Below are 18,092 nucleotides of genomic sequence, written 5' to 3' on the forward strand. Positions count from 1 at the left end.
AGTATTTTTTCTTTCTATTCGAAGAACATATGATAAAGCGCTCTAACAGATTCGTTAACTTTTTCTGCTTTAATACCAAACATCATAGAAACTTCTGAAGAACCTTGATTCATCATTTCAATATTAACTTTTGCCTGATGAAAAGCATGTGTCGCTTTATCAGCTAATCCTACCGTACTGTCCATTCCCTCGCCCACAACCATAATCAATGCAAGATCACGTTCAACGCTGACAGTGTCTGGATCCAATTCTTCTTTAATTCGCGCGATAACACGCTCTTCCTTTTCTGAAGTGATATTAGATTCACGGATGATGACAGAGATATCATCAATACCAGATGGTGTATGCTCAAAGGAGATATCTTCATCTTCTAAGATCGTTAACAGTTTACGGCCAAACCCTAACTCGCGGTTCATTAAGTATTTACTAACATAGATACTGATAAATCCTGTATCACTGGCAATCCCTACTACAGGATTAGGTTGTGGTTCTTTTTTCGATACGATAATCGTTCCCATAGCTTGTGGGTTGTTCGTATTTTTGATACAAACAGGAATATCTGCCTTAAACGCTGGAATCAATGCTTCATCATGAAACACAGAAAACCCTGCATAGGATAATTCACGCATCTCTTTATACGTTAAAGAGGTGATTTGCTTCGGATTATCCACAATTGTCGGGTTTACACAATACACAGAGTCGACATCTGTAAAGTTCTCATATAAATCCGCTTTTACTCCTGCAGCAACTATAGATCCAGTTATATCAGAACCTCCACGTGAAAATGTAATTAATTTTCCCTCTTTTGAATAGCCAAAAAAGCCAGGTATAACAACAATTTCGTTACGCTCTCTTAACTGATATAAATGATCATAGCTTTCTTCAAGTACTTGTGCGCCTCCTGGATGTTCACTAACAAAGATACCTGCCTGTTGTGGATTTAAGTATGTTGACTCTACTCCTATTGATTGCAGATATGCACTTAAAACCTTTGCCAAAGAATCTTCTCCCGTAGCTTTTAATGCATCCATCTTTAAAGCGTCACTGTCTGTAGAATGCAATATACCTTCTACCCCATCTTTAATTTCTTTGATGATCTGATCAGATATACTTAATTCATTTGTTATCGATTGAAAACGTTCTAACACCGCTTGCAGTTTTTGCTCATACGGTTGCTTATTAAAGAAGGCTTCTCCGAGCTCAATAAGCATGTCTGTTACTTTAATATCATCTGAAAATCGTTTACCTGGTGCTGATACGACGATAACTTTTCTATCTTTATCGTCTTGAATAATCGATGCTACTTTCTGTAATTGCTCAGCATTCGCTACTGAACTTCCTCCAAATTTTGCTACTTTCATGTTTAACCTCTCCAATAATTATTTTGCTACCATAAAAATATTATCATACTTTTATCAGAATTGTTAAACAAAATAAGCATCTAAAAGTAAAAATACCGGAGAATATCAGCGCTTGACGGTATACAATGGTACATTTATTAAAATTCAAGACGAGAGGCTGTCAAATAAGCAGTGAGCGCATTTGAACCTTGATCATTATTTCGCTATAAACATTTGCGTCCAATAATGTCCACTTTCTACATAACCAACGCCAATATGTGTATACTTTTCGTTTAGAATAATGGCACGATGTCCACTTGAGTTCATCCATGCTTGTACTACCTGATAAGCAGTGTCTTGTCCTTTAGCAATATTTTCACCTGCAGAAGTATAAGATACACCGAAATTCTGCATCATTGTAAATGGTGAACCGTACGTTGGACTTGTATGACTAAAATATTGGTTTTGCAACATATCTTGCGATTTGTAACGTGCTACACGAGATAACTCCCAATTTGCTCGCAAACTTGGAAGTCCATTCTTCTCTCTTTCTTGGTTGGTATATTGAATAACTTGATGCTCTATTTTTTTAATTTCGTCGATCGTTGGAATCGTTATTGTTTGGTTGGGATAAATCAAATCAGGATTGGATATTTGGTCATTTGCTTCAATGATTTCAGATAATCCGATTTGATATTTTACAGCAATCTTCCACAAACTGTCGCCTGATTGAACCGTATAGGTACTCGCAGCAAATAAAGATTGTACAGGCAGTAGACAAAACCCGACAACCAACAAAACAAAGCAGATTTTTCTCACATTCAACAGTCCTTTCCATATTTATTCGTGTTTAAATTGTCCAAACTGTCCGAAACTATACATATAAATAGTTGGAAATACATATTGATCATGATAAAGTATCTATATAATGCAATAAATGGAGGGTAACAAGTTGGAGTTGGATTGGAGATTTTGGGAAGCTATTTCATATGATGATTACATTGATATCGCAATAAGTATCGGTGTCATTTTGCTGGCAATTCTTTTACGAAAATTGTTTATTAAATATATTTTTTACCTGTTTTTAAAATTATCCAATAAAGGAAAAACGGAACTGCTCAATCATGCCCTAAAAGCATTAGAACATCCGTTGCGCTTTTTATTTGTCGTAGTAGGCATCTATATCGCTATTCATTTTTTCCCATACATCAATGAGACTAGGGAAATTTACTTAAAGTTATTAAAAATATCGATTTTACTCGCTATTTCCTCTTGGCTGTTTAACCTGTCGTCAAGCACGTCGCTTTTATTTATGAAAATAAGCAATAAACTGAATTTTGAAATGGATTCCATCTTAATTCCGTTTTTATCTAAAGCAGTTCGAGTCATCATTGTCATGATTAGCATCAGTATTATAGCGGAGGAATTTGGATATAACGTTAGTGGGTTTGTAGCAGGTTTAGGTTTGGGCGGCCTGGCATTTGCTCTAGCTGCTCAGGAAGTAATCAAAAACTTGTTCGGCGGTGTCGTTATTATTACCGAAAAACCTTTTACAATTGGCGATTGGATCCAATCACCTAGTATTGAGGGGATTGTAGAGGATATTAATTTCCGCAGTACCATTATTCGAACCTTTGCTGATTCACTTATTACCATTCCGAACTCTACCTTATCTAATGAGCCGATTACTAATTGGAGTGAGATGAACAAGAGAAGAATATCTTTCACCCTCGGAGTGGAATACAGCACATCAAAAGAAAAGATCCAGCATGTTGTACATGAGATTCAAGAATACTTGGAAAATAATGAGGACATACATCCAGAGACCATTTTTGTAAAGTTTACCGAATATAATAATAGCAGCCTTGATATCATGCTCTACTTCTTCACAAAAACAATTGTTTGGGAAGAATACTTAACAGTAAAACAAAATGTGAATTACAAAATTATGGAGATTTTAGAAGAGGCAGATGTTTCTGTTGCATTTCCGTCTCGTTCGATATATCTTGAACAAGATAGCATGCACAATATGCATCCTTTACAAGATGATCAACAATAATAATAAATCCCCGAATCATCGGGGGATTTATTTGTAGTTACTAGCTAGCGCGATGTTCTAATCGTAATCGATCTGCAACCATAGCTATAAACTCAGAGTTCGTCGGTTTTGCTTTAGACACACTTACCGTATATCCGAACAGCGATGAAATCGAATCCATGTTACCTCTGCTCCAGGCTACTTCAATGGCGTGACGAATGGCACGTTCTACTCTTGAAGCAGTTGTGTTGAATTTAGATGCAATATCAGGATAAAGAACTTTCGTGATTGATCCTAGTAATTCAATGTCTTTATAAACCATTGTGATGGCTTCTCGCAAATACATATAGCCTTTAATATGGGCAGGTACACCAATTTCATGAATGATATGCGTAATACTTGCTTCTAAATCAAACCTTTTGCTGTTTGTCACGGAAGACCTTTTCTCATTATGTACAGCAGTTTGGATACCATGTACTTGTCTTATTTGTTCTGCAAGATGTTCTAAATCGAATGGTTTCAAGATAAAATACGACGCTCCCAGACCGACAGCTTTTTTCGTAACTTCTTCCTGACCAAATGCAGTGAGCATAATCACATTAATGTGCTTTGTCCGTTCATTTTGTTTTAATTTCGATAGAACAGCTAGACCATCTATATGAGGCATAATAATATCTAATATAATTACATCCGGATTAACTTCTTCCACATAATCCAGGCATTCTTTTCCATTATATGCTCTCCCTACTACGGCAATATCCTCCTGATCCTCTAAATAATCATTCATTAAATCTACAAGTTCACGGTTGTCATCCACCAACATTACATTCGAATTCTTCACAAAAAGTTCCTCCTTCACCTTATGCTAACTATTTTGACCTTAATTAATACTTTCGACAAAAGGAATAGAAATCCTTCTTTTCGTTCATAAAAAATACAAAATTTCGTTCTACACGGTTTGTCGAAAAATATTTGTTTTTAGTTTAGCAAAAGAAAGTAAAGTCTGCAACCATTATTTTCCTAGTGGGTTTTTAAGAATGATGGATAGAAGGTATTACTGATAATAAAAGGGAACAGCTAAAATGGCTGCTCCCTTCTTCATTAACTCGCTTTTCGGTTTTCAGATTTATAAATATCTATTCCTGCCTCATTCAGCATCCATTCAATATGAACACCGTACCCACTAGTTGGATCATTAACAAAAACATGTGTAACCGCACCAATTATTTTTCCATTCTGAATGATCGGACTACCACTCATACCTTGTACAATGCCACCAGTTGCATCTAACAATCGTTTGTCTGTTATTTCTAAAATCAGCCCTTTAGTAGCTGGTGCAGATTGATTAACTGTATTTACAATCTCTACATCAAACGCCTCTACTTTTTCTTTGTTAATAACCGTCAAAATTTTTGCAGGACCTTCTTCTACTTCATTCGGTAAGGCAATCGGCATTGGTTTCGACCAGTTATCATCAGCAGATTTTAATGGTTCATGCAGTGTTCCGAAGATTCCGAACGGCGAATTCTTCGTAATATCACCCATTTCCGTACCATCTAATACGAAATCAGCACGTTTTTCACCTGGAACGCCGTGTTCACCTTTCTTTATATCGGTGATTTGCGACCGTACAATACTTCCGTTATCAATTTTTACTGGCTCTCTTGTATCCATATCTGAAATGATATGTCCAAGAGCACCATATTTTTTTGAATCCGGATGGTAAAAAGTCATTGTTCCGATACCTGCTGCAGAGTCACGAATATAAACACCTATTCGATAATCTTCTTCTTTCACATCATATTGCGGCGTCAACTCCGTGTCTACCGTTTTACCGCCGCGTTTCAGTTCTACGTCTAAGGACTCATCTTGCTCTCCAGCTTCTTTTACAATCGGTGCCACTTCTTCCATTTTGGTAATTTTTTTATCGTTAATCGAGATAATATTATCTCCTACTTGTATATCAGCATCTTCTCCAGGAGAACTCGTTCCTTCCTCCGTTGTCACGAGATGATGACCTACAACCAAAACGCCTTGTGTTTGCAGATTAATTCCGATCGATTGTCCGCCAGGAATCAGGCGGAAATCATCGTATACTTCCACATCCACTTTCTTAACCGGGACATTAGCGAAGGTATAGGTTACTTCGTCTTGCCCACTTTCTTCAAGCGAATAATTCATTAAGTCTGTTGCATATTGAACAGCCTCATCGTTCATAGCTGATATCGAAACATCATCACCTAAAGTAGGTAACGACACTGTATCTGATTGTGTAAAAGTTTTGATTTGATTCGGGATAGAGAGGTATATCTGAAATGGTGAATACCATGGGAGTACAAATAATATGACAAGGAGTATTAATCCTATACATTTTCTTGCGTAGTTGTTCTTCATTGGTTTGGCCCTCCTTGTATTACAGACTGTTTTTGATCTGTATCATTAATTTGACCTTAAGGAGGGCTTTTTAAACCCGTTAAACATAACAAAATCGGGTGAACTTTTCCACTTTAAGAAATGATTATTTTCGGAATATTATTTATGTTTGTGATTCATCTCAATAAGCTCGCGTGCATGAGTCTTGGATGCAGTTGTTAATTCTTCACCGGTTATCATTTTACCAATTTCATCAATACGTTGTTCAAAGCTTAATTCTTGCAATGACGTATGTGTACGATTATTCTCTACAATCTTTTCGATTCTTAAGTGCGTATCGGCAATAGAGGCAACCTGAGGTAAATGTGTAATGCAAAGAACTTGCGATCCGCTGGAAATATTATGAATTTTCTCAGCCATAGATTGCGCAACACGACCACTTACACCAGTATCAACTTCGTCGAAAATGACACTCGTAATACCTTGGTGCTTGGAGAAAATATTCTTTAAAGCAAGCATTATCCGAGACATTTCCCCGCCTGAAGCAATACGATCCAGATCCTTTACAGGTTCACCTGGATTTGTAGAAATTAAAAATCTAGCCTGATCTATTCCGTGAGGGTGCGGAGAAACTTTTTTACCTTCAAATGATATACCTTGTTCACGATTTGGTATGGAAACATCTACTTCAAAAACCGTTTTATCCATATAGAGATCTTTGAGTTCTGCCAATACCGCTTTCTCTAACTGTTTTGCAGCGTTTTTTCTTAGCAGATACAATTCTTTAGCTTCTACAAGTAAATCATGAGCTGCTTCCTGTAAGGAATGGGATAGATTTTCAAGATGCTGGTCACGATGTTTAATTTCATCTAATTCTTCTTCGATTTTCGCGCTGTATGTCATGATTTCCTCAACGGATTGACCATACTTACGCTTCAGTTGATCAATTTCATGTAAACGGGATTCAATTACTTCTAATCGACCTGGTTCATAATCCATACTTTCCAGTTGCTGCCGGATTTGATACGAAATTTCCTCCATTAAATAATAATGATCAATATAGTCTTGATGCATTTTTTTTACAGCCTGATGATGTTCTCCTGCTTCCTCTAAATGATTGGCAGCGTGTGACATCCAATCCAATCCTTTTTGCTCCCCGTGAAGTGCATTATAGGCATCATTTAAGTTGCTGTGGATTTTCTCAAAATGCTGTAATTCGTTTCGTTCTTCTGTCAGTAACTCATCTTCATTTGGCTGCAAATCGGCATTCTGGATTTCTTTCAGTTGAAAATCTAATAAATCCATACGCTGTGCTAATTCTTGTTCATTTTTGTTACTTGCCTCAAATTTATCTTTTAGCTGTTTCCAATGTTTATACAAATGCTGATAGGATTTTTTGAAATCTGGATGATTTGACTGATAATAAGAATCTAAAAGTTCCAAATGTTTCTCTTTATTTAATAATGCCTGTGTTTCGTGCTGACTATGGATATCAAGAACACTCTGTCCGATTTCTTTCAAAATAGCTAATGTCGTTAATTTGCCATTAATTCTGCATATACTTTTGCCTGAATGTGATATGGTTCGATGTAACACAAGCATTTGGTCATCATTAATATCAATGCCCAATTCTTTTGTTTTTTGATAAACAGGGTGTTCAAGATCTTCTATAATAAATAGTCCTTCTAATTCTGCTTTTTTTTCACCATGACGTACATATTCGACCGATCCTCTTCCACCAATCAGCAAACCAAGTGCATCTATAATAATGGATTTACCAGCACCAGTCTCTCCCGTTAAAACCGTTAAACCGGATTGAAATGATATGGATAATTGCTCTATTATCGCAAAATTTTTAATCGATAATTCCGTTAACATCTACCCACCGCCTTTATTACAACATGTCTAAGAATTTGTCCTTTAAAGCTTCCGCATCTTCCACTGTTTTACAAATTATCAAGATTGTATCATCACCACAGATGCAACCAACAATTTCTTCCCAACCTAGATTATCAATTAAAGCACCCATAGCCTGTGCATTCCCCGGAAGAGTCTTCATGACGATAAAATGAGTCGCTGTGTCTATACTGATAAATGCATCCATAATAAATCTTCTTAGCTTATTTAATGGATTAAACTTCTGGTCTGCAGGCAAGCTGTATTTGTAGCGACCATCTTGTGTTGGTACTTTGACAAGATGCAATTCCTTGATATCACGAGAAATAGTAGCCTGCGTAATGCCATAACCTTGACTACGCAATTCTTCAACTAAATCATCCTGCGTTTCGATTTCATTTTCTGTAATGATCTCACGTATTTTGATATGCCGTTGTGCTTTATTCATTTCAATATCCTCCATCAATCATTTCTCATATGAAAACGGACTACAAAAAAGTAGTCCTCCCCATTTATTTGCTTAACTGCTGATGAGAATCTGACACAACCCTCTCTGTCAGCGCAAAAAGCTCTTGTGCTTTATGTTGCATAGCAGATTTTTTTAACAAACCTAAATATTCAATGTTACCATCCCCACCCGTAATTGGTGAGAACGTTACATCGATAATCTGAAAGCCTGTTGTTTCAGCAAAAGCCAATATTTTTCTCAGTACTTGCAAATGTACGGCAGGATCACGAACAATTCCCTTTCTGCCTACTTGTTCTTTTCCCGCCTCGAATTGCGGTTTAATAAGAACAACCGCAAAGCTTTCATTTGCTAATAACTGATAAAGTGGTGCTAAGATCAATTGTAACGAAATAAAGGAAACATCAACGGTAGCGAAAGTTGGAACTTCCTCCGTCAACATCTCAGGTGTCACATAGCGAAAGTTAGTTCTCTCCATAACAACTACTCGAGGGTCATTTCGCAGTTTCCAGTCTAACTGATTATAACCGACATCGATCGCATAGCTGCGTTTTACCCCATTTTGTAAGGCGCAGTCTGTAAATCCACCAGTTGACGAGCCAACATCTACCATTATCTTATCCTGTAAATCCAAAGAAAAGTATTCCAGTGCTTTTTCTAATTTCAAGCCCCCGCGCCCAACATATGGAATGGCTTTTCCTTTTATATCGATGGCTATATCTTCAGCTACCTTCGTGCCTGGCTTATCCATACACTGTCCTTCTGAAAACACAAGTCCTGCCATGATGGTTCTTTTTGCTTTTTCTCTGGATTCACTTAGCCCTCTATCTACGATTAATTGATCTAATCTGATTTTTTTTGTCATATTCTTCAAGCCCTTTTTTGCTTATCATTACTAACTGTAACTAAATGTTGCAGTTCTGAAATAATTTGATTCTCTGTTAAATCAATTTCTTTTAATAATTCTTTGACACTTCCATGCTCGATAAACTTATCTGGAATTCCCATTCTTTTGATAACAGGTTTATAATTATGTTCTTCAGCAAATTCAAGCACAGCACTTCCAAAGCCACCTTGCAGGACTGCTTCTTCTACTGTGAGAATAGGTATGTTCTTAGTCATACGATCATGTAATAACGTTTCGTCAAGTGGCTTAATGAAGCGGGCATTAACAACTTCTACATTTATACCTTGCTTCTTCAAGTAATTACTTGCGGCCAGAGACATTTCAATAGTTGTACCAAATGTTAAGATGACTGCATCTGCACCTTCACTTAACACTTCCCATTCTCCAATTGGAATAGTTGACAGGCTCTGATCCATTTCTACCCCTAAACCATTTCCTCTTGGAAATCGTACAGCGATAGGTCCATCATTATAAGCAACAGCAGTGTTTACCATGTGCTGACACTCATTTTCATCTTTAGGCATCATAATGACCATGTTCGGCAAGTGGCGCATAAAGGCAATATCGAACACACCTTGATGCGTTTCACCATCTGCACCAACAAGACCAGATCTGTCAATTCCGAAGGCAACATTTAAATTCTGACGGCAAACGTCATGCACCAACTGGTCATATGCCCGTTGCAAAAATGTAGAATAAATCGCTAAAAACGGCTTCATTCCTTGGGTAGCAAGGCCAGCTGATAACGTTGTTGCATGCTGTTCCGCAATGCCTACATCAAACAAACGATCCGGATATTTCTCCTGAAACTTGTCCAGTTTTGATCCTAAAATCATAGCAGGTGTAATAACTGCTAATCGATCATCCTTTCCTGCTATCTCTTCTAACGTATCACTGACGACCTGACTCCAGGCAGGCGCTGCATTTGCAGGCTTAATTTTCTCACCAGAATCAATTTTATAAGGTCCTACGCCATGCCATTTATCTTTCTGATCAGTCTCAGCAGGCTGATACCCTTTCCCTTTTTGTGTGATAACATGAACAATTACTGGACCTTCTGTTTTTTTTGCATAAGCGATATTTTCTTCCAGGTCTTTAAAGTCATGTCCATCAACAGGACCAAAATAAGTAAAGCCGAATTCTTCAAACAACATCCCTGGCACCATGAAATATTTCATGCTATCTTTCACCCGTTCTGCTGTTTGAGCAATTTTACCGCCTACTGCTGGGATCCGTTTTAAAAGAACTTCTAATTCATCTTTTACACGGTTATATTTGCCTGCACTGCGCATTCTGCCTAGAGCATTGTGTAAAGCGCCGACATTTCCAGCTATCGACATTTCGTTGTCATTTAAAATAACTGTAAGATTCTTTTGTTCATGGCCAATATGGTTTAATGCTTCTAATGCCATTCCACCAGTTAAAGCACCGTCACCAATTATTGGTACCACCGAATAATCTTCATTTTGCATATCTCGTGCAATCGCCATTCCCATTGCTGCTGACAAGGAGGTAGAGCTGTGCCCAGCTTCCCATACATCGTGTTTACTTTCGTTCATTTTCGGGAATCCACACAGACCTTTATATTGTCTTAACGTATCAAATTGGTCTGTTCTGCCTGTAAGCATTTTGTGGATGTATGATTGATGCCCTACATCAAATAGAAATTTATCTGTTGGACTATTAAATTGCTTATGCAATGCTAATGTAAGCTCAACAACACCTAAATTCGCTCCTAAATGACCACCAGTAACCGATAATTTTTGAATTAAAAATTGACGGATTTCATGTGCTAGTACTTCAAGTTCTTCATTGTTCAATTCTTTTAGAAATGCTGGATTCTTCATCTTGGTAAGATCCATAAAGGAATCCTCCCTACTGTTTTTCAAAACTTTGCCTATTTCGACAATATCTTTATTTTAAATTTTTCTTCAGAAAATGCAATTATTTTACCAACGAAGAAAATAATTTTCGTCGAATAGTTAATTGCCAAAAATTTCCCGAGTGCTTTCCCGCCAACTGTTAAAGCAGCAACCAGACTGGTCAATATTACATTAATTGTTAATTGAAAGGTACTGCCTTCACTATATCCAAAGTTATTGGCTATTTGAAGAATTACGATTGCCGAGGCTGTACCACTTATTATACCCGAAATATCACCAATAACATCATTACAGAAACTCGCAAAACGATCCGCATTGCGGACAATAAGAATTGCCTGTTTGGAACCGCTTACCCTCTCTGCTGCCATTGCATGAAATGGCACTTCATCTGCTGCTGTTGCCGCTATTCCTAGCATATCAAAAAATACACCAGTAAATACAATAATAAGCACAATAGTTAATCCAATAATCGAAGAAACCCCACTTAATATGGAAGATGACACCACGGAAAAAATAGCCGCTAACACAAACGTGATAACGGCAATGCTTAAACTAAATTTCATCGACTTTCTTAATTGTTTTTTATCCATATAAAAACCTCATCAATTGGTTACATTATGTATAAGGAAATGGAATGGTCATTTAAAAGGTAAAAACTGCGGCTTAGGTCCAGTAGGTTTTCCCAAACAGGTACCGAATGTTGCCATTCTGGCGGTTCCCCATTAAACCTGCCTTAGCGCAGTCACCCGACGCTAGACTGGATTACCACTTAGTCCACACTATAATCCCTTTTAAATGTCCTTTTGGAACAGTCTAGGAGATTTCCTCGACAATCTTTCGCCGTTTCCTAGCCTCTTTTGCAGTACGAATTTCATATAGATAAACATATCCGAACTAGTGGCCATCCAGTTCAGATACTTTGTTGCCTATAATCCCCTTCGTACCACTCAAGGCAGGCTACGCTACAAATAAGGATTCCCTGATCCTTATTTTATAGGTTCATACCCCATTCCATACAGAACACTTGGCTAAGCCTTCTATACAGAGATGGGCCTCCGCGGAAGAAGGGTCGTCGCCCACATGCCTTTGTGGATCGCCCTTCAACCTTAACTCCCAGCATCGACCCAAGGCTGGGCGCCTCAAGCCAACACAAGGAACTTCATCGATGTGCCCTTTGGCGGATTTTTAGGCCCGCCTTCAGAAACGGGGGATTGACTAGAATACTGCACCATCCCTTTACATAATTTTAATATAACATGAAATTAATTTTTTCTCAATAATTACTGATCACGTTCACTTAAATATGTGCTAATCACTGCTAAATCTGTATTCTCAAGACCAGTTTCAACTAAGCATTCAGCTGCTTCAGCCATAAGGGTTGCCTTGTATTGTTTGGCACCATCAATTCCGAGCAAGCCCGGATAAGTGCTTTTATCATTGTCTGCATCACTACCGACGCGTTTTCCAATTAATTCCTGATCTCCTTCAACATCCAAAATATCATCCTGGATTTGAAAAATCAGACCTAAACAATCTCCAAATCGTTTTAACACCGCTCTTTTCTTTTCCGAAACATCTGCTAGATACGCGCCGATTTCAATAGCAAAAGAAATAAGCCTTCCTGTTTTCAGGTGGTGAATACGTTCCAGGTCTACTATTGACACGAGCTTATTTTCCGCTTCCATATCAAGGTATTGACCTGCTACCATTCCTTCTAAGCCGCTTGCTTTGGATAATGCTGATATCAGCTTTACTTTTTGTGTATCTGTATAAGTTGTTGCCGTGCTGACAAGATGAAAACTATTTGTTAAAAGTCCGTCTCCAGCAAGAATCGCTGTAGCTTCATCGTATTTCTTATGATTCGTCAGTTTGCCTCGCCGGTACATGTCATCGTCCATTGCCGGTAAATCGTCATGAATTAATGAATACGTATGAATCATTTCTAGCGCTGCAGCCGCTGGGTATACTTTGTCTACTTCACCACCAAGTCCTTCACAGGTCAATTTCATTAGAAGTGGTCGCAATCTTTTCCCGCCAGCTTCAATTGAATATAGTACAGATTCTTTCAGTCGATCTGGCACTTCCAATTGATGAATATAATTCAGGAGGCTGTTATTGATATGATCCTGCTCACTTTTCAAAATATCGTCAATTGATCGTTGCAATTACTTCTCCTCCTGTATCTCAAAACCTACCCGTTCATGATCTTCGTTTAAAATTTCCTTCATTTGTTTTTCTGCTTTAACTAATTTATCATGGCAAATTTTTGATAATTTCGATCCCTCTGCATAATATTCCATCGCTTTCTCCAAAGGGACCTCCCCTTCTTCCATTTTTTCTACAATCTCTTCTAACTGTTGCAAAGCTTCTTCAAAACTCCACTCTGATTTCTGATCTGACATTCTTATTCATCCTTTCTAATTTGTAGCACCTTACTTTGAACGACACCATCAGCCAATTGAATAAGTAATTCATCTTCTTTCTTCATTTGCTGAACCGATCGAATAATGTCATGATTTTCGTTATACGTTATTGAATAACCCCTGCTCATAATACGAGTAGGGTTTAGTAAGTCAAGCTGTGTTAAGTGTTTACTGAATAGATTCTTTTTCTGATCAATTTGCTGGATGATGGCTCGATCCATTCTTTTTTTGATTTCCAAAATTGACTGATGACGCTGGTCCATATTTCGCTGAAGCGGCAGACGCGTAAATCGTTGTTTTACATATGTATATTGATCTTTTTTGGATTGGTTGATTGTCGTTAATTGCTTGGATATTCGATCAACAGCACGATCTAACCTTTGCTCTTTCTCTTCGACCAGTCTTTCTGGGTATTTAAAGACGTATGACCCCTGCAGTCTTTGCAGCTTCTCATTTAAATGTCTGATTTGATGATGTATGGTTGTCTGCATCGCTTGATTCATTTTTTGAATACGTTCTAATAATTCATTCTGAGATGGCACTGCTAATTCAGCTGCTGCGGTAGGTGTTGCAGCTCTTAAATCAGCAACCATATCACTGATTGTAATGTCTGTTTCGTGACCAACCGCTGAAATGATCGGCACTGTTGAATGAAAAATTGCTCTTGCTACCTCTTCTTCATTAAAGCTCCACAATTCTTCAAGCGATCCACCACCGCGTCCCATAATAATAACATCTATATCTGCTAACTCATTTGCCTGTTCGATTGCACTAACGATTGAAGCAGCTGCTTGTTTTCCTTGGACCAGCACTGGAATAATTAACACACTGGCAATGGGATAGCGCCTTTCCAATGTTGTAAGAATATCGCGTATCGCTGCGCCAGTCGGTGATGTTAACACAGCTATTTTGGTTGGATAGGTTGGCAGCACTTTTTTATAAGCTGGATCGAATAATCCTTCTTTTGTTAGTTTTTCTTTTAATTGCTCAAACGCTAAATATAATGCGCCAATACCATCGGGTTCCATTTCCTGTATATAAAGCTGATATTGCCCTTGGGATTCGAACACACTGACATGTCCTGTAATCAACACCTTCATCCCGTCTTCAGGTCGAAACTTCAGTGATTGATTTTGACGTTGAAACATGACGGCTCGAATACTGGTTTGTTCATCCTTGATGGTTAAGTACATATGCCCTCTGGAATGATGTTTATAATTCGATATCTCACCTCGCAACAGGATGTGATTTAAGTGCTGGTCCACATCGAATTTTTTCTTAATATACTTAGTTAACGCAGTAACGGATAAATATTTATCTTCCACGAGTCATCCCTCTTTATCATTGTCAAACATTTTTAAATACTATTTGGTTTTTGTTCATACTTTAAAAGAAGGCCATCCTATTTAAAGAATGACCTAATTATTTTCAGTATAAACGTAACTAGTTTAATTCATTTGCTTTCTTAGCAGATTTAATCGTGTTATGCATAAGCATTGTAATCGTCATCGGCCCTACCCCTTTTGGTACTGGGGTAATGTAGCTAGCTTTTTCTTTTGCAGAATCAAAATCAACATCTCCTGTTAATGATCCATCTTCTACTCTATTGACACCAACATCAATTACAATTGCTCCATCTTTAATATGATCTCCATTAATAAAATGAGCTTTTCCTACTGCAACAATTAAAATATCTGCTTGCGCTATGTATGCTTCCATATTTTTTGTTCTGGAATGACAATAGGTCACTGTTGCATTTTCACTTAACAATAATTGTCCTACCGGTTTACCAACAATATTACTTCTCCCGATAATTACCGCGTGTTTCCCTTCCAATGAAATGTTTTTTGATTTCATCATTTGGATAATACCGTACGGTGTACAAGGATAAAAAGTATCCTTACCTGTCATCATTCGTCCGATACTGATCGGATGAAAGCCATCAACATCTTTCTCTGGCGAAATTGCTTCAATAATTACTTGTTCATCAATATGTGCAGGTAACGGTAGCTGGACTAGAATACCATGGACCGTATCTTTATGGTTCAACTCATCAATTAATTGTAATAATTGCTCTTGTGTTGTTTCAATTGGCAGCTCGATTAAGTCTGAGTCAACACCTACATAATCAGATGCTTTTTGTTTCCCTCTCACATAAGATCTAGAAGCCGGATCATCACCGATTAATACAACAGTTAAGCCAGGAATGATATTTTTCTCACGCAATCCAGCAACTTCTTCCTTCATCTCATCTCTTAACGATTTCGCTAATTCACTTCCATAGATTACTTCTGCAGTCATGATATTTCCCCCTTAAAGCATTTTAGACAATACACCATTGATAAATTTCCCTGATTTATCATCACCGAAAACATGTGCAATTTCAATTGATTCATTTATTACAACGCTTTCGGGTGCGTCTTTTAAGTAAAATAATTCATAGGTAGCAATTCGGAGTAATGTTCTTTCTACTACCGCCAGCCTTGACAATGACCATTTCACCAAATGTTGCTTGATTTTTTCGTCTATTTCTTCTTTTTTATCCACGACCCCTTGTACTAAGTCTAATAAAAAAGGATCATGTTCCTCTTCCGTTAAAGAGTATTCAATCGTTGTTGTTACATCATATTCTTCGTTATCTAACGAAAATAAAATTTGCAGTGCTTTCTCACGAGCGATTCTTCGTTTCATTACCTATTACTTCTCCTTATCACGATCAGATTCTTCACCTTCAAATGATACCACGTTATCTATAGGATTACCAAATAAAAGATTAATTGCACATCAATTTAACAATTGATATCAGAAAAATTTAGCAAAATCATCTCGTAAACATCTTCATTCGATTCCAACAGCTTAAATTCGTAAAAGCATTAACTGACTGGATAGCGGCCTTGCTACATTATAATCACTCGTATATGTAATAATGAAAAGCCCCTCAGTCATATCGCTGAAGGGCTTTTATTCTTTTAAACGAGCTTAGATTTCTACGTCTTCGTTCATTTGTTCCATATGCACACCGACAACATGGATGTTGATTTCTTTAATTTGAATGGCAGTCATATTTTTGATCGCTTGTCTTACATTCGATTGTATCTGTTGCGCTACAGTCGGAATCGTGTGACCATAATCGACTACGATAAAGACATCAATTAGTACCATTTCGTCTTTCAGTTCTACTTTTATCCCTTTTCCGTGCGACTTCTTCCCAAGTCTTTCAGCAACGCCTGTTGCAAAGTTGCCGCGCATACTCGATACACCAGGAACTTCTGTTGTTGCAATACCTGCAATAACTTCTAGAACATCAGGAGAGATTTCTACATTTCCTAACGGAGTTGATTCACCAACATTCAATAATTGATTGTCAGACATGATGAACCCCCTTTAGTTAATTTTTTTCTTTACCATCTTCCATTATACTATACTTTTCAAGAAAACTGGTATTAAAATCGCCTTCTACAAATACCGAATGTGTCATCATCTTACGATGGAAAGGAACTGTAGTAAATACACCTTCAATGACATATTCATCTAGCGCGCGTTTCATCCGGTCTACCGCTTCTTTTCTTGTTTTACCATACGAAATTAATTTAGCAATCATCGAATCATAGTATGGCGGTATTTGATAACCAGGGTACACAGCCGAATCTACTCGTATTCCCAAACCGCCTGGCGGCAAATACATGTCAATGGTACCAGCAGACGGCATGAAATCCATTGCTGGATTCTCTGCATTAATCCGGCATTCCATTGCCCAGCCTTTAAACGTGATATCTTCCTGTTTATATCGTAATGGCTCATTATTTGCGATATGCAGCTGTTCTTTGATTAAGTCGACACCGGTCACCATTTCAGTAACAGGATGTTCTACTTGGATTCTTGTATTCATTTCCATAAAATAGAATTTATTTTCTTTTTGATCAAAAATAAACTCGATAGTTCCTGCTCCGGAATAATCAACAGCCTTAGCTGCTTTCACTGCAGCATCTCCCATTTTTGCACGCATCGCTTCATTAATAGCTGGTGAAGGTGTTTCTTCGATAAGTTTTTGCAATCTTCTCTGAACCGAACAATCGCGCTCACCAAGGTGAATGACGTTCCCGTGGTTATCAGCCAATACCTGAATCTCCACGTGGCGGAAGTCTTCAATAAACTTCTCTAAATAAACACCAGGATTTCCGAAAGCCTTCTCTGCTTCATTTTGCGTTACACGGATTCCTTTCCGTAATTCTTCCTCAGATCTTGCCACGCGGATTCCTTTTCCTCCGCCACCGGCAGTTGCTTTTATAATAACCGGAAATCCAATCTGATTAGCTATTTCCAAAGCTTCTTCTTCACTACCAATAATACCATTTGAGCCTGGAACAACAGGCACGCCTGCTTCGCGCATTGTCTCTCTGGCTACATCTTTCGTTCCCATCTTTTGAATAGCGTAAGCGCTTGGACCTACAAAGGTTACATTGCATGCATCGCAGATCTCTGCGAAATCTGCATTCTCGGAAAGGAAGCCATAACCTGGATGAATTGCGTCCGTTTCTGTTAATGTCGCCACACTCATAATATTTGTAAAATTTAAATAGCTGTCTTTACTTAATTTTGGACCAATACAATATGCCTCATCTGCTAATTGCACATGTAATGCTTCACTATCAGCTTCTGAATATACTGCTACCGTTTCAATGCCCATTTCTTTTGCAGAACGAATAATTCTTACTGCGATTTCTCCACGGTTAGCAATTAACAGTTTCTTAATCACAATGTCATCC

17 protein-coding genes are annotated in these 18,092 nt (G+C 37.8%); 1 reads left to right on the plus strand and 16 read right to left on the minus strand.

Annotation, left to right across the window (positions count from 1 at the left end):
- Positions 1–14: 14 nt before the first annotated feature.
- Together MUN87_RS03375 and safA are read right to left on the minus strand one after the other, a co-directional pair.
- Positions 15–1,361, minus strand: coding sequence for an aspartate kinase (locus tag MUN87_RS03375; protein ID WP_244746255.1), 1,347 nt, complete (start codon positions 1,359–1,361; stop codon positions 15–17).
- A gap of 195 nt (positions 1,362–1,556) precedes the next feature.
- The gene (gene safA, locus MUN87_RS03380; protein ID WP_244746256.1) at positions 1,557–2,159 is read right to left on the minus strand and encodes a SafA/ExsA family spore coat assembly protein; all 603 of its coding nucleotides are present in this window, start codon (positions 2,157–2,159) and stop codon (positions 1,557–1,559) included.
- Between the two features lie 133 nt (positions 2,160–2,292).
- Here safA and MUN87_RS03385 point away from each other — a divergent pair, with 133 nt between their 5' ends.
- Positions 2,293–3,399 (plus strand): mechanosensitive ion channel family protein, encoded by a 1,107-nt coding sequence (locus MUN87_RS03385; protein WP_369413994.1) that lies wholly within the window; start codon positions 2,293–2,295, stop codon positions 3,397–3,399.
- 40 nt (positions 3,400–3,439) lie between these two features.
- Here MUN87_RS03385 and spo0A read toward each other — a convergent pair whose 3' ends face one another.
- From spo0A to accC, 14 genes are all read right to left on the minus strand, one after another.
- Positions 3,440–4,219 (minus strand): sporulation transcription factor Spo0A, encoded by a 780-nt coding sequence (spo0A, locus tag MUN87_RS03390; protein WP_244746257.1) that lies wholly within the window; start codon positions 4,217–4,219, stop codon positions 3,440–3,442.
- 260 nt (positions 4,220–4,479) lie between these two features.
- The gene (gene spoIVB, locus MUN87_RS03395) at positions 4,480–5,772 is read right to left on the minus strand and encodes a SpoIVB peptidase (RefSeq protein WP_244746258.1); all 1,293 of its coding nucleotides are present in this window, start codon (positions 5,770–5,772) and stop codon (positions 4,480–4,482) included.
- A 138-nt stretch (positions 5,773–5,910) separates the two neighbouring features.
- The gene (gene recN / locus MUN87_RS03400; protein WP_244746259.1) at positions 5,911–7,629 is read right to left on the minus strand and encodes a DNA repair protein RecN; all 1,719 of its coding nucleotides are present in this window, start codon (positions 7,627–7,629) and stop codon (positions 5,911–5,913) included.
- Between the two features lie 16 nt (positions 7,630–7,645).
- Entirely contained in the window at positions 7,646–8,095 is a 450-nt protein-coding gene (gene ahrC / locus MUN87_RS03405) for a transcriptional regulator AhrC/ArgR (protein WP_244716696.1), read from the minus strand.
- Between the two features lie 64 nt (positions 8,096–8,159).
- Positions 8,160–8,978: a TlyA family RNA methyltransferase gene (locus tag MUN87_RS03410; RefSeq protein WP_244746260.1), complete on the minus strand. Its 819-nt coding sequence runs from the start codon at positions 8,976–8,978 to the stop codon at positions 8,160–8,162.
- Positions 8,979–8,983: 5 nt separating this feature from the next.
- Positions 8,984–10,882, minus strand: a complete 1,899-nt coding sequence (gene dxs, locus MUN87_RS03415; protein ID WP_244746261.1) for a 1-deoxy-D-xylulose-5-phosphate synthase — start codon at positions 10,880–10,882, stop codon at positions 8,984–8,986.
- Positions 10,883–10,917: 35 nt separating this feature from the next.
- A complete protein-coding gene (locus MUN87_RS03420; RefSeq protein ID WP_244746262.1) occupies positions 10,918–11,493 on the minus strand; it encodes a hypothetical protein in 576 nt (191 codons plus the stop codon).
- 690 nt (positions 11,494–12,183) lie between these two features.
- Positions 12,184–13,068, minus strand: a complete 885-nt coding sequence (locus tag MUN87_RS03425) for a polyprenyl synthetase family protein (RefSeq protein ID WP_244746263.1) — start codon at positions 13,066–13,068, stop codon at positions 12,184–12,186.
- Positions 13,069–13,305, minus strand: a complete 237-nt coding sequence (xseB, locus tag MUN87_RS03430) for an exodeoxyribonuclease VII small subunit (protein WP_244746265.1) — start codon at positions 13,303–13,305, stop codon at positions 13,069–13,071.
- 2 nt (positions 13,306–13,307) lie between these two features.
- The gene (gene xseA, locus MUN87_RS03435) at positions 13,308–14,651 is read right to left on the minus strand and encodes an exodeoxyribonuclease VII large subunit (protein ID WP_244746267.1); all 1,344 of its coding nucleotides are present in this window, start codon (positions 14,649–14,651) and stop codon (positions 13,308–13,310) included.
- Between the two features lie 118 nt (positions 14,652–14,769).
- On the minus strand, positions 14,770–15,627 hold the full coding sequence (folD, locus tag MUN87_RS03440) for a bifunctional methylenetetrahydrofolate dehydrogenase/methenyltetrahydrofolate cyclohydrolase FolD (protein ID WP_244746269.1): 858 nt from the start codon (positions 15,625–15,627) through the stop codon (positions 14,770–14,772).
- A 12-nt stretch (positions 15,628–15,639) separates the two neighbouring features.
- Positions 15,640–16,017, minus strand: a complete 378-nt coding sequence (gene nusB, locus MUN87_RS03445) for a transcription antitermination factor NusB (RefSeq protein ID WP_244746270.1) — start codon at positions 16,015–16,017, stop codon at positions 15,640–15,642.
- A gap of 288 nt (positions 16,018–16,305) precedes the next feature.
- Positions 16,306–16,698, minus strand: coding sequence for an Asp23/Gls24 family envelope stress response protein (locus MUN87_RS03450; RefSeq protein ID WP_244746271.1), 393 nt, complete (start codon positions 16,696–16,698; stop codon positions 16,306–16,308).
- A 16-nt stretch (positions 16,699–16,714) separates the two neighbouring features.
- Entirely contained in the window at positions 16,715–18,082 is a 1,368-nt protein-coding gene (gene accC, locus MUN87_RS03455) for an acetyl-CoA carboxylase biotin carboxylase subunit (protein ID WP_244746273.1), read from the minus strand.
- Between the last annotated feature and the right edge of the window lie 10 nt (positions 18,083–18,092).

The organism is Gracilibacillus salinarum (assembly GCF_022919575.1).
Lineage (GTDB): Bacteria > Bacillota > Bacilli > Bacillales > Amphibacillaceae > Gracilibacillus > Gracilibacillus salinarum.

Bases quoted from the DNA above. Each gene is read 5' to 3' on its own strand.
- MUN87_RS03375 (WP_244746255.1), bottom strand. From the start codon at position 1,361: ATGAAAGTAGCAAAATTTGGAGGAAGTTCAGTAGCGAATGCTGAGCAA.
- spoIVB (WP_244746258.1), bottom strand. From the start codon at position 5,772: ATGAAGAACAACTACGCAAGAAAATGTATAGGATTAATACTCCTTGTC.
- recN (WP_244746259.1), bottom strand. From the start codon at position 7,629: ATGTTAACGGAATTATCGATTAAAAATTTTGCGATAATAGAGCAATTA.
- ahrC (WP_244716696.1), bottom strand. From the start codon at position 8,095: ATGAATAAAGCACAACGGCATATCAAAATACGTGAGATCATTACAGAA.
- MUN87_RS03410 (WP_244746260.1), bottom strand. From the start codon at position 8,978: ATGACAAAAAAAATCAGATTAGATCAATTAATCGTAGATAGAGGGCTA.
- dxs (WP_244746261.1), bottom strand. From the start codon at position 10,882: ATGGATCTTACCAAGATGAAGAATCCAGCATTTCTAAAAGAATTGAAC.
- MUN87_RS03420 (WP_244746262.1), bottom strand. From the start codon at position 11,493: ATGGATAAAAAACAATTAAGAAAGTCGATGAAATTTAGTTTAAGCATT.
- xseB (WP_244746265.1), bottom strand. From the start codon at position 13,305: ATGTCAGATCAGAAATCAGAGTGGAGTTTTGAAGAAGCTTTGCAACAG.
- folD (WP_244746269.1), bottom strand. From the start codon at position 15,627: ATGACTGCAGAAGTAATCTATGGAAGTGAATTAGCGAAATCGTTAAGA.
- nusB (WP_244746270.1), bottom strand. From the start codon at position 16,017: ATGAAACGAAGAATCGCTCGTGAGAAAGCACTGCAAATTTTATTTTCG.
- MUN87_RS03450 (WP_244746271.1), bottom strand. From the start codon at position 16,698: ATGTCTGACAATCAATTATTGAATGTTGGTGAATCAACTCCGTTAGGA.